The organism is Acinetobacter sp. ANC_7682 (assembly GCF_056779795.1).
The window spans coordinates 1-14,240 of record NZ_JBWYIQ010000008.1; the positions used below are offsets into that span (position 1 = coordinate 1).

A 14,240-nucleotide genomic window follows, 5' to 3' on the forward strand; every position below is an offset into this window, starting at 1 on the left:
GTTGTACGGTAGATTTTAGAGGCAGGCTTATTCATTTTGAAATTATATTGCTGAATAAGCTTTTGATGCTAGGTTTGTGCAACAAAGCCGAGCAGACTTAGAACATATATTTAGAACCCTGATCCTCTTGCGCAACAGTGCAGCTCATTCCATTGGGAGAGGGAGTGTCATGTAATTATTTTGATACGCGGTGTTCCCTCTCTTGAGCAATATTTAAAGCATTGCTTTTAAATCGAAGCGCAAGTGATGAGAATCCTCAAAATATATTTTGAGTTCGCAAGGGAGAGGTAAAACAAAAAAATAAAGAAAACACTGTTCTATTTTTCGATCTTCATTTGCCTGCTTTCACTCTTCTATACTGATTTCATCATCAAGAAGAATGAAACAAATCATGAAATCAACAGTACTCAACGCACAAAGCTACGGACAACCCGAAGTCCTCGAATTTACAGACTACGCCCTCCCACCATTAAACACTGAAATGGCACGTATTCAAGTCAAAGCCGCAGGGATTAACCCGATTGATGCACGTCGCATGACAGGTGAATTCAAACATGCACAACTCCCACAAACTTTCGGAACCGAGTTTGCAGGTGTAATCGTAGAAGTAGCTGAAAACAGTGCATGGAAAGTCGGTGACGAAGTGCTGGGTTCAGGTGGAGCATTTACCCATGCAACCGTGATAGACGTTCCTCTCGCCAATTTAGTCGCAAAACCTAAAAATTTAGAATGGTCGATTGCAGGAGCAGCTCAAACTGCGATGACTATTTTAGATGAAATTGGTCCAATGCAAAGCTTATTGGTACACGGTGGGTCAGGTGGTGTGGGTTCAATCACCATTCAATTGGCAGTGAGTCGTGGCATTACAGTTGTGGCAACGGCATCAGCAAAAAATCAAGACTATATCCGCAGTTTAGGGGCGATTCCTGTCGTGTACGGCGAAGGTTTAATTGAGCGTCTGAAACAAGCCCATCCAGATCAATTTGATGCTTCGATTGATATGGCAGGTAACGAGGATGCCACTCAAGCCTCATTGGCAACAGTGAAAAATGGCGGATTTATGGGCACGATTGCAGGACGAAAACTGTCATCCGCTAAAATTCAAGCGGTCTGGGTTAAACGTAATGTTTCCAATTTAAAACACGTGGTCGAAGGCGTTGCAAATAATACCTTCAATTGGACAGTCAGTCGTGAATATCCTTTTACAGAAGCACAGCAAGCCTATCGAGACATTTTAGAGGGTCATACGCAAGGTAAAAGTGTGCTGCTATTCAAATAATTTCTATGCGTACAATGTGAAAAGGCAGGATATCATCCTGCCTTTTTTCTAGTTTGAATTATGATGTTGAGTAACGCCACTCTACATTCATCAATCGCTAAATTATGTATATTCTTACGATTGATTGAAATTCGAGATTAACGAGTGATCCCAAGCTTGTTCCAAATATCAGGGGTAAGGAATGTTGTCACCAATTTATTTAAATCAATATAACGCACCACCCCTTTCAGCTGATTATTCACTTCAGGGTTTTTAATGATTTCTTCGCCTGCACTACGACCCAATGCTTGGAAACTTTCACCAACAGCTTGAATACCCTCAGCTTGAATCACCGCTTTGGTCTGTGTTGAACATTGCTCTACGATCACACGTTGCAAGACTTGCGCTAACTTTTGATCCAATGCCGTACGTTGCTCAGCACTGACATTACTAAAGCCTTTTAAATCAGGATGAGTAGATAATGCTGAATATGTCCACTGTAGTACTGTCGTTTTATCAGCAGCGGTCGTCGACTTGACCAAACAATCACTCAATTGATCTACAGCTGGTCCCGCATTCGAAAATGTCGATACGCCCGTGATCAAAGCCGATGCACACAGTGTACGTAAAGCAGTTTTATTCATTTTTAAAGTCATCACTTAAACTCAATTTTCATCGTTGTCATTATGTTTTTGTTGTATCACATCCTGAACGCATTTCCCTACAGATACACTGTAAAACAAGTAAGCACATGAAAATTTAGGTAGTAAATTTGCTAAATCATGCACATGAATGATCATATATTGACAATAAAGCTTCAAAACCAGTGGGAATAGACGTCAAATTCAAACTATCAATTTTTTAAATAGTTTTTACCAAAAAATATAAATTGGATAAGTATTTAAAAATCAGTAATGATCCTATTCAGGGCAAACAACTCGGAATTGAATCATGGAAAGAAAAATTAAGATTGCGCTCATTGGTGGTGGTATTGCTGGATTAGCTTTAATGACCAACCTCGTAAAAAATAAAAAATTTGATGTGCATTTATATGAGTCAGCAGCACAATTTTCAGAAATTGGCGCAGGCATTTCATTTGGTGCCAATGCTGTTAAAGCAATTGAACTTCTAGGCTTGGGTGAAGAATATCACGCCATTGCGGATACAGTTGCTGCGCCTTATCAAGATATTTGGTTCCAATGGCGTAATGGCTATACCGATGAATACCTATCGGCTTCAATCGCACCTCAAGTCGGTCAATCTTCTGTGCATCGTGCTGATTTTCTAGATGCACTTATTCCATTCGTTCCTTCACAAAATGCACATTTCAATAAACGTGTACAATCTGTTGAAGCTTCAAGCGCTGGTGTTCGTTTAACTTTCCAAGATGGTGAAGTGGTTGAAGCTGATTACGTGATTGGTTGTGATGGTATTCATTCTGTTGTGCGTGATCATGTATTGGCATCGCATCAACTTCCAAAAGTCGATCCTCAATTTTCAGGAACATGGGCTTATCGCGGCATTATCAAGTATTTAGATTTTAAACAGGTTATTGCAGAACTTGGACACGATCCTGAACTTGCAGATGTCCCACAAATGTTATTGGGTAAAGACAAACACATCTTAACTTTCCCTATTCGTAAAGGTGAAGAAATCAATATTGTTGCCTTTAAGTCAGATCGCAAGAATACAACTCTGCCAGAAGGGACTCCTTGGACACGACCAACAACCAAAACTGAAATGCTGGCTGATTTTGCGGATTGGAGTGAGAGCTGTCGCGCATTACTGAACTTAATTGAAAAACCTACCATCTGGGCCCTTCATGAGATTGAGCCACTTAAGACCTATCAGAACAGTGAACACAATGTCATTTTGATTGGTGATGCAGCACATGCGATGTTGCCACACCAAGGAGCTGGTGCTGGTCAAGGTCTTGAAGATGCTTTAATTCTTTCTGCATTATTCAAACATCTGGAACAACACCCTGCGCAAATTTGCACTGAAGATCTTGCACAACTCTCTCATGTCTATGAGCAACTGCGTAAAGAGCGTGCCATTCGTGTACAAAACACGTCACGCGAATCTGGTGAAATTTACGAATTATATTCGCCGCTATATCCAGATTTTGACAGTGTAGGTCAACATTTAGCACACCGTTTTGATTGGTTATGGCAACACGATTTAGAGAAAGACGTTGAACTTGCACAACAACGCTTAGGCCAAGCAATAGAGAAACATCTCGTGGCTGAAGCCATATAAATTAAGCAAAAACATTAACAGGACTGTTATCAACCGATTCATTGACCAGGGAGGTCTCCATGAATACGTTAAATGCAAATGAAATTATTGATCATGCCAAACTCAAAGCCATTCACTGGCGAGTCATCTTACTCAGCGCATTGATTATTATTTTTGATGGCTATGACTTAGTCATCTACGGTGTGGCATTGCCTAAACTCATGCAAGAATGGGCAATCGATCCAATGACGGCGGGCTTCTTAGGAAGTCTTGCCCTCTTTGGCATGATGTTTGGAGCCATCATTTTTGGCAGTATGAGTGACAAACTTGAAAAATATGGCTTTAGCCGTAAAAAACTGATTGCAGTTTGTATTGTCATTTTTAGTGGTTTTACCGTGATGTGTGGCCTAGCGAGCAATCCTCAAGAGTTCGGGATCTATCGCTTTATTGCTGGCTTAGGTCTAGGTGGCGTGATGCCGAACGTTATTACACTAATGACAGAGTATGCGCCTAAGCGTTTACGCTCCACCTTAGTGTCATTGATGTTTAGTGGTTACGCTGTAGGCGGAATGTGCTCTGCCATTTTAGGTATGTGGCTAGTACCGCAATTTGGCTGGAAAATCATGTTTATGATTGCAGGTATTCCACTCATTCTATTGCCAATCATTTGGAAGTTATTGCCTGAATCCATCGATTATTTGGTTCGTCAAAATAAGCATAAAGAAGCTGCTCATATCTTAGAACAAATTGACACAAATCTAAGAATTCCTGCTGATATGCGCATTAGTCTGCATCAAGAAAACCAAGAATCGTCTAAATCACCAGTGAAAGACTTATTTACTGAAAGTCGTGGTGTAACTACTGTTCTATTCTGGGCAAGTGTCTTTATGGCATTGGTATTGGTATATGCACTTGGTAACTGGTTACCTAAACTGATGATGGAAGCAGGCTACAACCTCTCAACCAGTTTAGTATTCCTATTTGCACTCAATATTGGTGGTATGCTGGGTGCAATCTTTGGTGGTTTTTTTGCTGATAAATTCAGTTTACCTAAAGTTCTTTGTACCTTGTTTGTGAGCGGCGCAATTTCCCTATTCTTATTAAGCTATAACTTGCCAACCATGGTGCTTTACTTCTGTGTAGCAGTCGCAGGTGCAGCATCGATTGGCGGACAAATTTTATTGTTGGCTTATATGTCACAATATTATTCTTCTAACATACGTGCGACAGGTCTAGGTATGGCACTTGGCGTAGGTCGTTTAGGCGCGATCTTGGGTCCGATCTTATGTGGATGGTTACTTAGCCTTAATTTGCCAGTTCAATATAATTTCATTGCCTTATCTATCCCTTGTATGATTGCAGTGATCAGTGTGACTGCGATCCATCTCCGCAATAAAAAAATTGCAGGCGCAGCAAACGGCGTTAAAAACGTGGCTTATGAGTAGATGATTCATCAACAACATGTAAGTCATTAAAAATAAAAGAGAGAGTTAACTCTCTCTTTTTTTGTTACAGTGGTTATTCGATATAGCGACTGTCTCTAAATATTTACAAGGAATGTAAAGTTGATCGATTTAAGTCTGATTAAAGTTTTTATTATTATTTATCAAACTCAAAATATCAGTCACGCCGCAGAGCGCTTGAATCTCAGCCAACCTTCTGTCACCTATAATTTAAATCGACTGCGGAAAATGCTGAATGATCAGCTTTTTGTACGTGACAAGTTTGGTGTTAAACCCACAAAGCTTGCACAAAGTCTTTATCCAAGTTTCTACGAAGCGATTGTTAAAATTGATATGGCGATTGATTCTGCCAAGCATTTTGACCCGCTAACCTCTTCAAAAGTATTTCGTTTAGGCATTTCTGATTTAGGAGAAATTTGTTTACTTCCCTCGCTGATTGAATATTTAGAACAACATGCTCCGCATATCAAACTTGAAATTGAGGAAATTCACTCTGAAAAAGTAGAGGAGTGGCTGGTTGAAGGCTTTTTAGATGTGGCCGTTTTTAATAGCAGTCACACCATTATGCCCAAAATTGAATCTCGAAATTTGTTTGAGGAACGTTATGTCTGTATCGCTAAAAAAGAGCATCCGCGCATACAGCAGAAGCTCAGCATGGAAGCGTATTTATCGGAAAAACATGTTGCGATCAAATCGAGTACTGGTCATATTGAAATTGATCAGCGTTTAAAAGAACTTGGTCATTCTCGTCAGATCATGCTTGAAGTCCCCCACTTCAGTGTTTTGCAGAACGTGGTAAAACACTCAGAACTTCTGGTTACTCTGCCTTCGAGAGCCGCGAAGGTTTATCAGCAGCATACGGATATTCAAATTTTTGAACTCCCTTTTGAGGTTCGTCCATTCAATGTCAGTGTTAACTGGTATAACCATAAGGATGACTTAGACGCACGTAAGTGGTTTTGTAAGATTCTAAAAAATATTTTCAGCACGCTCTAAGTTCCCACTCAGACATAAAAAGGCTCGTATATACGAGCCTTTTTTTAATAATTTAAATCCATGATGGGCACTACTTCTCCAAAATAGATTCAAATGCTTTTAGACGTTTACGGATAGAAAGTAGCTCAATAATCGTTTTCCACGAACTCACCAAATATTGGAATGACTCACGAACACGATTGAATACACCCATAATTTGTTGGATCAATCCCAGTGTCAACAGGCCTGCTGCAATCGCGGGGAACAACACAAATAACATATACAGATTATCCAGTTGTCCATACCAACGTGCAAACAAATTGAAATAGGCATAATGGAAATACAATTTAAAATAGTTAGCACGAATATTCTTAAAAAGTTGTTTTAAGGTTGCAGGTTGCGCACGATTTTCATGGTCTTCGCCGTATACCAACTCTTTACGATATGCCGCTTCCACTTTTTGATTATTAAATTCTAATCCTGGCAGTTTCATACCCACCACCATTAATAAGACAGTTCCAAATACCGCCCATCCAATCGCTGCCCATACTAAAGAATATTGCAACTCACCAATAAATGGTAAAACAGGCACTTTCGCAGACAATGCAAATAATAAAGGAAGAAAGGCAATTAACATCAGTACTGCACGGACTAACTCGACCCCTAAATCCTCAACGATCGTTGCAAAACGCATGGTGTCTTCCTGTACACGTTGCGAAGCACCTTCGATATGACGCAATTTCTCCCAATGCTGAACATAGTATTCGTTCATTGCTGTACGCCATCTAAAAATATAGTGACTGGTAAAGAAAGCGCTGATGACGCCTGATGTCACTGAAATACCGGCCAAGCTGATAAAGGTCCATGATTCCGCATAGAGTTTATCCACCTCACCACCACCAGAATTTAAAATCTGTTGAATAGAATCCCAAAATGGTACATACCATGCATTCACAGCAACGCTGACTTGTACTGTTAACCAAATATTAAAAAGGATAAATGCAGATCCCCATACTGACCAACGCTGCCACGGATTGTCTGATTTTATTTTCCAAAACAGTGCAAATAAGGCGGTCGCCACCAAGAACCATAGATAGAACCACAAAAATTGCGGTGACCAAAAACGACTGATATTAATCGCAAGTTCAGCTTCTGCATAACCTTGAGGAAAACCTAAATATTCTCCCCATTGTTTTCCATCCGCAAAAAACCATAAAGCGAGATTAATAAAAAACCATAAGACGACAGAGAGAAAAAACCACTTTGGGTTCGGAAAAAATGACTTAAACATTCAGCGCTTATATCCCTAATTTTGTTTGAATGAATTTTCTGAATAGTAATCCTAATTCTGCTGAGTCGGTGCGTTTTTTAGAAATTTTTTGTTATATCTATTGCATGCTCAGCATTGTTGTAACATAAAAAAGCCCCGCAATGCAGGGCTTTTCATCGACTTTAATTAATCGCGAGTTTTTACATCGTACAATTCAATTTCAAAGATTAGATTAGAATTGGCTGGGATAATATTCCCCATTTTACGCTCACCATAAGCCAATTGTGCAGGCACAATCAGTTTACGCTTACCCCCAACTTTCATTCCAATAATACCTTGATCCCAGCCTTTAATGACACGACCTGTACCAATCACAGTCTCAAAGTAATTACCACGGTCTAATGATGAATCAAACTTCGTACCATCTTCCAACCAACCAGTATAATGCGTGGTAATTAAAGCACCTTTTACAGCCTCTTTACCTTCACCTACCACCAAGTCAATAATTTCTAATTCAGCCGTCATGTGCTTACTCCAAATTTAATCTTTAAAATCTTAGTGGCTTACTGTAATTGAGTCCACTCAATCTCAGCTTGACCTTGATCAGAAATCAATGTCCACTCGCCATCCATCACATTCAATTGCAGTTGCATTGTACGTTCGCACAATGCTTGGATTTGTGTCGTTGTTTGTTCACTGAGTTGCCAGATTTGCACATTTTTCAATGTTTTCAATTTACTGTTGCGCTTATACCATTCATCCACTGATGATCCATAAGTGACCACCGCAACTTCTTTACAACGCGCACTCGCTTTTTTTACTTTATCTTCGTCTGGACTACCCACTTCAATCCACTTTTCCAACTGACCTGTTAAATCTTTCTGCCAAAGTGCTGGCTCATCAGTTTCAAATAAATCTTTAGTAAATTCTAAATGCTCATCTGCAAAACGAGCATATGCCAATACTCGAACCATCAAACGTTCAATCGTTTCCGACGGATGTAGAGCCATCGTTAACTGATAGTCGCCATATTGATGAACATCCATATTGGCTATGTTTAAATCTGCTTTATAAATCGTCGCTTTTAACGCCATAAGGGTATCCTCAAATTTGGTGCTAAGCATACCCGATTCAGCATACATTGAGAAAATGCTTTTCAATCCGTCTGTATTCTGAGTTGAATGATCTAACGATTTTATTGATCATCGATTCGCGCCTTAAGAATTGATTGCTCTAAATGCTCCCAATCTTGATTCTGCTGGGTTATCACTTCAATCCGATTATCCATATTCTCTTCGCCTGATTTGTAATTGAATTGATCAGGATTAAAATTGAATGTCATCCAACCTTGGTTAGTATTGAAGATGCCTTTAATACGTACCCAGTGTTTTAGCTCACAAAGGATGTCTAATAATTCATAAAAATCAAACTGCCAACGTTTTGGAAGCTTCCATCCTGCCACAATATACCCTTGAGCCTGTTCTACGTAATGATACGGCAGTTGCTTTACGGCTGGCATTTCCTCATCAGCTTTGAACTGACGTTGAACCTTGAATAAGGGTTTCATTGAACGCTGAATTCCCACATAAGGATAATCAATTTGTTCTAAGCGAATATTGCCTTGATCAGCTTCAAGCCAATGTGGAATATAAGCTAAATATTGTTGTTTTAAATCAGCCAATTGTTTTCGATCCATGTCATTCATGTCTGTAGCATGGGACACAACCACGACTTGAGCCGCTTTTAACTGATCTTGATATAAGCTTTGCTTCATCCAATCTGAGTCATGTAAACGAGATCCATCAATCACTGTTACTACAGAACGCATCTCAACTAGATATTGCCAATGTGGTTCAGTCAACTGTTCAACCAACTGTGCAGGATGACCCAATCCTGTCGGCTCTATAAATAGTCGATCTGGTTGGGATTCTTGTAATAACCGAGACAATGCAATTTGCATTGGCAATTGACTTGTACAACACAGACATCCACCCAATAGCTCTTTGATTTCATAGCCATCGTCATTTGGCAATAACTGTTGATCAACGCCAATTTGACCAAACTCATTCATCAATACAGCCCATCGCTCATTTTTAGGTTTAAATTTGAGAAGTTGTTGTAAAAGCGTGGTTTTCCCTGCACCTAAAAAACCTGTAATGATATGTGTAGGCACTGACTGAGTTGCAAGTACTTTCAAAATGGATCTCTGAATTTGAAGAGGTGTACGGATTCTTGTCGGAATTTATCTAAAAAACAAGTCTAGGATAATTTTCCTCATAATTTATATGAATGCATGAATTCAAAAGACTAAATGATTGGAATTAAATAGGATAAGTGAACTGTTGAATCAAAATTGAAAATATGTAAATCTATTTCACAGATCATTACTCTGAATTTAATTCAAAACTTCAATTTTGATTTTCTAATCGAACCTTTTCAAATGTAAAACTACGTAAAAAAATTGCTGTTTTTTTCTTCACCATGACATATTTTTTGACAACTTTATGAGGCATATTGACTCTCATTGAGACAAAAAAACTACATTACACCTTGGTTTGTTAGTCGTGCGTTAACTATCGTGTTTCACTTTGTTGCATTGATTGCCCAATTGAGCTTCTGGACTTAGGATGAATTTCGTTGACTCGCTAACCGTATTAGATGCGATTCAGCTTTTAACATTTTACGCGATGATCTAGATTTAATTTCATATTCGCTTCTCTCCTCGGAAAGCTTATGACATTAAATTCTAATTTATTTTATTGAATAAGGATGCCACTCATGAATTTAGTTAAAACTTTATTAGCAACTACACTTGCCTTCACAGCTTTCTCAACATTTGCTGCAACAGAAGCAAAAGATGAAAAAAAACAGGAAGTGTTGATTTCTTCTCAAGAACAACCAGTGAATGCTGAAACTACTGCTGCTGGTCAACCAACAGCTGCTCAACCGGGTACAGAGGTTGCAGCTGAAGAAGGTACTGAAGCTCCTGTAGCTCAACCTGCTCAGTAATTAATCAAAAATAAATTGACTGAATTTTAGACCAAGTCTTCCCCCGATGGCTTGATCTGATTAAAAGTAGAGCTTTGCTACAGCTCTACTTTTTTTATGCCTGTTTTTTTGAATAATTCTCTAGAAATTACGATAAACACCTATACATAATTATTATAAAACGATATAAATGATAAATAAATCGCATATTTTAACCAAAAAGCCAATTTAATTCTAAGCTCGTGACATGAAAATGAAGAAATTTCTTGGGATAGTTATACTCAGCCTATGGCTGGTTGCATGTTCCAAACCTTTACCAGAGGACAAACTGGATTATGTAGGACATTGGATTAGCGCGGACAGTCGTGTTCAATTGAATATTACTGCTAATGGTCGTATAGAATATAGTAACAATCAGCTCAGTAAAAAAACCGCCGTTTCAGCTCCAATTAAACAGTTTTCAGATACTGGATTTGAAACAGGTTTAGGTCCTATCAACACGAAATTTATTGTCACTCGTCAACCCTACAAGGATGCACAAGGCAACTGGTACATGATTGTCGATGGACATACCCTCGCCAAGCTACAAAATCCATAAAAAAAGACTTCACCATGTGAAGTCTTTTTTCTTAAACCGATTTCTTATAAATGCTGCAAGAAGGATGATGATTTTCATTCAAACGAGCAACTTTACGATGCTCAGCAGCTTCAAAACGACAACGTTTCCAGTCGTTATCTAGGTTTAGCGGTGGAATTTGTTTTGGTTTACCATGTTCATCCACAGCGACCATTGTGAAATAACAACTATTGGTATGTCGTACCGTACGTTTTTGAATATTTTGTGCTTCAACGCGTATACCAATTTCCATTGAGGTACGCCCCACATGATTCACACTGGCTAAAAAAGTCACCAACTCACCCACGTGGATTGGTTCTTTAAAGTTCACTTTATCAACAGATAAAGTTACAACATAAGAACCTGAATATCGACTTGCACACGCATAAGCAACTTGGTCAAGCAGCTTTAAAATTGTTCCACCATGTACATTACCTGAGAAATTCGCCATATCCGGCGTCATTAATACAGACATCGTTAATTCAGACTGATCATCTGCAAGCGGTAACGCTTGGTTAAATTCGGACATAAATATTAGAACTCAATCATGACAGGAGATTTAATACACTATTATAACTTTTTTCTTGATTATAAAATGTTTAAATCAGAAACAAACTCCAATAATTTCAAGGCTTGATAGCTTAAAAGTATCAGAGGAAATCGTTCACTCTCAGAAGCTATGATAAATTTGCTTAAAATTTATTCATCTTTGACTAAACGAAGCATCTCAGCAGAAATATTATCGTATTTTAACTTTAACGATGCTTGATTCTTGACTTGGATTTCATAGGTTTCATCATAGTTAATTCGTATTATTTCGAATGTAATATCTGAATTTGACGCTAAATAAACAATTTGACCAACTTGAAAAACTGACACACTACACCTTAATTTATATTTCATCTTTTTAAGGGTTAGATAAAATACTAACCCTCGTTTTTATCACCCCAATATACCAATCATTCAATTTATAACAATGATTTTACTTATTTTTTTTATATATTTTATGAGACAATTAAGATCTGATTTAATTTAGCAATTTAAACAAACAGCTCTTTTACTATCATCATGGGCAGGATATTGATGAGCATCATATTGCCCTATCGTCCGATGACGTATCTGATCCAATAAACTAACTTTATTCAATGCTGCAGTCATACCTGCTTGAATCGTATTTTCACGACCCTTAACATCAAAGATATGTGCTTTTTCTCTTAGATCCGGCTGTATCACAATATCTGCATTTTTTAGCTCGTTATACGCGATCTTATTTTGCATAATATTTATATTTTGATTAAACATCCCCCACACATTCGAGGTTTCCGTGTGCTCAGGCTGGGCCAAAATATCAACGGCAATCACAATATCTGCACCCAACTCTCTCGCCACATTGACTGGTACAGGGCTTACTAAACCGCCATCAACATAATCCTTATCAGCAATTTTAGCTGGAATAAACATGCTTGGAATAGAGATAGAAGCTCTCACTGCTTGCCCAGTATTACCATAGTTAAATACTGTTAAATTTCCATTTTTTAACTCTGTTGCCACCACATACATTGGAATAGGGAGCTGTTCTAAGGGCCTAAAGTCCACTTGTTTATTGACATAGTTTTCAACCTTAGCGCCATCAAAAAAGCCTTGGATACCAATGTTAAAATCACGTACATCATTGACTTGCATATTTAATGCAACTTCACGTAACGATTTTGCCGATTTTCCACTGGCATATATTGACCCGACTATACTCCCTGCGCTGGTACCAACAATAAAATCAGGCTTGATTCCACGTTGCTCTAAAACTTCAATGACACCAATGTGTGCATAACCTCGCGCTCCCCCACTCCCGAGCACCAATGCAATACTCGGAGCATCAGTTTTCTTATGCTTATTTTTAATGATATGAGATGAAGCATCCACCAAAGGAGTAGACACTGATTTTGAAAGCTGAGCTTTGGTTACAACCTGTTGACAGCCTTGTAAGCCCATCAAAGATAAGAGGGAAATCAGGAGTACAAACTTCTTCATTGCGTCAGAAATTAAAAATCTAAACTGAATGAAAGCATATCATTGACAGGTCGTCTGTATGAATTTTTTATGACAAAAAGCCCCAGATGAGGGGCTTTTTGTAAATGACACTTTCTTAAAAAATCTTCAGATTAAGCAAAAAATTTTAGAATCATTTGAATCACTGTTGCATTGATTAAGTCAACAAAGAATGCTCCACATAAAGGTACAATTAAGAATGCTTTATGTGAAGGACCATACATATTTGTAATCGCCTGCATGTTTGCAACTGCTGTTGGTGTTGCTCCCATACCGAAACCACAGTGACCTGCTGCAAGAACTGCTGCATCGTAGTTTTTACCCATCACACGGAAAGTGACAAATGCTGCGTACAATGCCATAGTTAAGGTTTGAGCTGTTAAGATCACAACCAATGGGCCTGCAAGATCAGCCAATTGCCACAACTTAAGTGAAAGAAGTGCCATTGCTAGGTATAACGATAAAGAGGCATTACCAAATACATCAATTGCACGATCGAAGATTTCCACTTTCATGAGACCTTCGAGGATGTTACGCAGGATAACACCACCACCTAATGCCCAAACGAAAGTTGGAAGCTCAAACCAAGTGCCTTTACTATAACCTGTCATAAATTCAGCAAATGCCAAACACGCAGCAAATAAACCTAATGTGGTAATCGCATTATCCGCAGTGATTAAACGAACTTGATTACGGTTTTCAAAAGGCACAAACTCGCCTTGATCATTCGGATTTGCAATTGCATTCGCATCACGTGTGTCTTTTTCAACCGAATTAGTCACTGGTGATGAAAGCTGGTGCTTATTAATCAATAATTTCGCTAATGGACCACCAATCAAACCACCAATAATCAAACCAAATGTCGCACTGGCCATACCCAGTGCTAAAGCACCTTGAATACCATGCTCGACTTCTAAAATCTCACCCCATGCACCAGCAGTACCATGACCACCCGTTAAGGTAATAGAACCTGCAATTAAACCAATAAGTGGATCAATACCAAGCAACGTTGCAAGGCTCATACCGACAAAGTTTTGTACGATAATAAATGATGCGACACAGATCAGGAAGATCACCAGACCCATACCACCTTCTTTGAGTTTGGCGAAGTTTGCACTTAAACCGATAGAAGCAAAGAACACCAGCATAAAGCTGGTTTGCAATTCACTACTCGTGGTAATGCTGTAGCCCCACAAATTATGAACAATTAAAGAAACTATGGCAGCAACCAAACCACCGGCTACAGGTTCTGGGATATTATATTTTTTTAAGAAGTCGATTTTGTTGACAAGAAAACGGCCAAGCAATAAAACTATTACTGCAGCAATTAACGTGTAAAAAGCGTTAAAAGTAAATTCCATCATTAATTCTCAGCAAATACAGATG

General features: G+C 38.7%; 15 protein-coding genes. 6 read left to right on the forward strand and 9 right to left on the reverse strand.

Annotated elements, in window-relative coordinates:
• Positions 1 to 391: 391 nt before the first annotated feature.
• Positions 392 to 1,279: an NADP-dependent oxidoreductase gene (locus AC1M9D_RS04670; RefSeq protein WP_481611604.1), complete on the forward strand. Its 888-nt coding sequence runs from the start codon at positions 392 to 394 to the stop codon at positions 1,277 to 1,279.
• Positions 1,280 to 1,416: 137 nt separating this feature from the next.
• Here the strand turns inward: AC1M9D_RS04670 and AC1M9D_RS04675 are convergent, their stop codons facing one another.
• Positions 1,417 to 1,902, reverse strand: a complete 486-nt coding sequence (locus AC1M9D_RS04675; RefSeq protein ID WP_481611605.1) for a hypothetical protein — start codon at positions 1,900 to 1,902, stop codon at positions 1,417 to 1,419.
• A gap of 307 nt (positions 1,903 to 2,209) precedes the next feature.
• On the opposite strand from AC1M9D_RS04675, the gene salA reads away from it, so the two are divergent.
• The 3 genes from salA to AC1M9D_RS04690 all read left to right on the forward strand — a co-directional run bounded on the left by salA (position 2,210) and on the right by AC1M9D_RS04690 (position 5,955).
• A complete protein-coding gene (gene salA / locus AC1M9D_RS04680) occupies positions 2,210 to 3,517 on the forward strand; it encodes a salicylate 1-monooxygenase (RefSeq protein ID WP_481611606.1) in 1,308 nt (435 codons plus the stop codon).
• A 59-nt stretch (positions 3,518 to 3,576) separates the two neighbouring features.
• On the forward strand, positions 3,577 to 4,941 hold the full coding sequence (locus AC1M9D_RS04685) for an MFS transporter (RefSeq protein WP_051586596.1): 1,365 nt from the start codon (positions 3,577 to 3,579) through the stop codon (positions 4,939 to 4,941).
• 123 nt (positions 4,942 to 5,064) lie between these two features.
• Positions 5,065 to 5,955 (forward strand): LysR family transcriptional regulator, encoded by an 891-nt coding sequence (locus tag AC1M9D_RS04690; RefSeq protein WP_481610947.1) that lies wholly within the window; start codon positions 5,065 to 5,067, stop codon positions 5,953 to 5,955.
• A 70-nt stretch (positions 5,956 to 6,025) separates the two neighbouring features.
• Here AC1M9D_RS04690 and sbmA read toward each other — a convergent pair whose 3' ends face one another.
• The 4 genes from sbmA to AC1M9D_RS04710 all read right to left on the reverse strand — a co-directional run bounded on the left by sbmA (position 6,026) and on the right by AC1M9D_RS04710 (position 9,401).
• The gene (sbmA, locus tag AC1M9D_RS04695; protein ID WP_481611607.1) at positions 6,026 to 7,225 is read right to left on the reverse strand and encodes a peptide antibiotic transporter SbmA; all 1,200 of its coding nucleotides are present in this window, start codon (positions 7,223 to 7,225) and stop codon (positions 6,026 to 6,028) included.
• 165 nt (positions 7,226 to 7,390) lie between these two features.
• Positions 7,391 to 7,729, reverse strand: coding sequence for an FKBP-type peptidyl-prolyl cis-trans isomerase (locus AC1M9D_RS04700; RefSeq protein WP_481611608.1), 339 nt, complete (start codon positions 7,727 to 7,729; stop codon positions 7,391 to 7,393).
• Between the two features lie 38 nt (positions 7,730 to 7,767).
• On the reverse strand, positions 7,768 to 8,298 hold the full coding sequence (locus tag AC1M9D_RS04705; RefSeq protein ID WP_481593645.1) for a YaeQ family protein: 531 nt from the start codon (positions 8,296 to 8,298) through the stop codon (positions 7,768 to 7,770).
• A 101-nt stretch (positions 8,299 to 8,399) separates the two neighbouring features.
• Positions 8,400 to 9,401: a CobW family GTP-binding protein gene (locus AC1M9D_RS04710; RefSeq protein ID WP_481593606.1), complete on the reverse strand. Its 1,002-nt coding sequence runs from the start codon at positions 9,399 to 9,401 to the stop codon at positions 8,400 to 8,402.
• Positions 9,402 to 9,982: 581 nt separating this feature from the next.
• On the opposite strand from AC1M9D_RS04710, the gene AC1M9D_RS04715 reads away from it, so the two are divergent.
• A complete protein-coding gene (locus AC1M9D_RS04715; RefSeq protein ID WP_035268355.1) occupies positions 9,983 to 10,213 on the forward strand; it encodes a hypothetical protein in 231 nt (76 codons plus the stop codon).
• Between the two features lie 352 nt (positions 10,214 to 10,565).
• Entirely contained in the window at positions 10,566 to 10,790 is a 225-nt protein-coding gene (locus AC1M9D_RS04720; RefSeq protein WP_180028077.1) for a hypothetical protein, read from the forward strand.
• A gap of 31 nt (positions 10,791 to 10,821) precedes the next feature.
• On the opposite strand, the gene AC1M9D_RS04725 is transcribed toward AC1M9D_RS04720, so the two are convergent.
• The 4 genes from AC1M9D_RS04725 to gltS form a co-directional block, all read right to left on the reverse strand.
• Positions 10,822 to 11,337 (reverse strand): acyl-CoA thioesterase, encoded by a 516-nt coding sequence (locus tag AC1M9D_RS04725; RefSeq protein WP_481611609.1) that lies wholly within the window; start codon positions 11,335 to 11,337, stop codon positions 10,822 to 10,824.
• A gap of 170 nt (positions 11,338 to 11,507) precedes the next feature.
• Positions 11,508 to 11,687 carry a hypothetical protein gene (locus tag AC1M9D_RS04730; protein ID WP_035268348.1) on the reverse strand — a complete coding sequence of 60 codons (180 nt, stop codon included), beginning with the start codon at positions 11,685 to 11,687 and terminating at the stop codon, positions 11,508 to 11,510.
• A 153-nt stretch (positions 11,688 to 11,840) separates the two neighbouring features.
• Complete coding sequence (locus AC1M9D_RS04735; RefSeq protein ID WP_481611610.1) at positions 11,841 to 12,836, reverse strand: patatin-like phospholipase family protein; 996 nt, start codon at positions 12,834 to 12,836, stop codon at positions 11,841 to 11,843.
• A 131-nt stretch (positions 12,837 to 12,967) separates the two neighbouring features.
• Complete coding sequence (gene gltS, locus AC1M9D_RS04740; RefSeq protein WP_180028146.1) at positions 12,968 to 14,215, reverse strand: sodium/glutamate symporter; 1,248 nt, start codon at positions 14,213 to 14,215, stop codon at positions 12,968 to 12,970.
• Positions 14,216 to 14,240: the final 25 nt, after the last annotated feature.

Excerpts from the sequence above, each read along its gene's own strand:
- salA (WP_481611606.1), top strand. The coding sequence starts at position 2,210 with ATGGAAAGAAAAATTAAGATTGCGCTCATTGGTGGTGGTATTGCTGGA.
- gltS (WP_180028146.1), bottom strand. The coding sequence starts at position 14,215 with ATGGAATTTACTTTTAACGCTTTTTACACGTTAATTGCTGCAGTAATA.
- AC1M9D_RS04705 (WP_481593645.1), bottom strand. The coding sequence starts at position 8,298 with ATGGCGTTAAAAGCGACGATTTATAAAGCAGATTTAAACATAGCCAAT.
- AC1M9D_RS04725 (WP_481611609.1), bottom strand. The coding sequence starts at position 11,337 with ATGTCCGAATTTAACCAAGCGTTACCGCTTGCAGATGATCAGTCTGAA.
- AC1M9D_RS04685 (WP_051586596.1), top strand. The coding sequence starts at position 3,577 with ATGAATACGTTAAATGCAAATGAAATTATTGATCATGCCAAACTCAAA.
- AC1M9D_RS04675 (WP_481611605.1), bottom strand. The coding sequence starts at position 1,902 with ATGAATAAAACTGCTTTACGTACACTGTGTGCATCGGCTTTGATCACG.
- AC1M9D_RS04735 (WP_481611610.1), bottom strand. The coding sequence starts at position 12,836 with ATGAAGAAGTTTGTACTCCTGATTTCCCTCTTATCTTTGATGGGCTTA.
- AC1M9D_RS04670 (WP_481611604.1), top strand. The coding sequence starts at position 392 with ATGAAATCAACAGTACTCAACGCACAAAGCTACGGACAACCCGAAGTC.
- sbmA (WP_481611607.1), bottom strand. The coding sequence starts at position 7,225 with ATGTTTAAGTCATTTTTTCCGAACCCAAAGTGGTTTTTTCTCTCTGTC.
- AC1M9D_RS04700 (WP_481611608.1), bottom strand. The coding sequence starts at position 7,729 with ATGACGGCTGAATTAGAAATTATTGACTTGGTGGTAGGTGAAGGTAAA.
- AC1M9D_RS04715 (WP_035268355.1), top strand. The coding sequence starts at position 9,983 with ATGAATTTAGTTAAAACTTTATTAGCAACTACACTTGCCTTCACAGCT.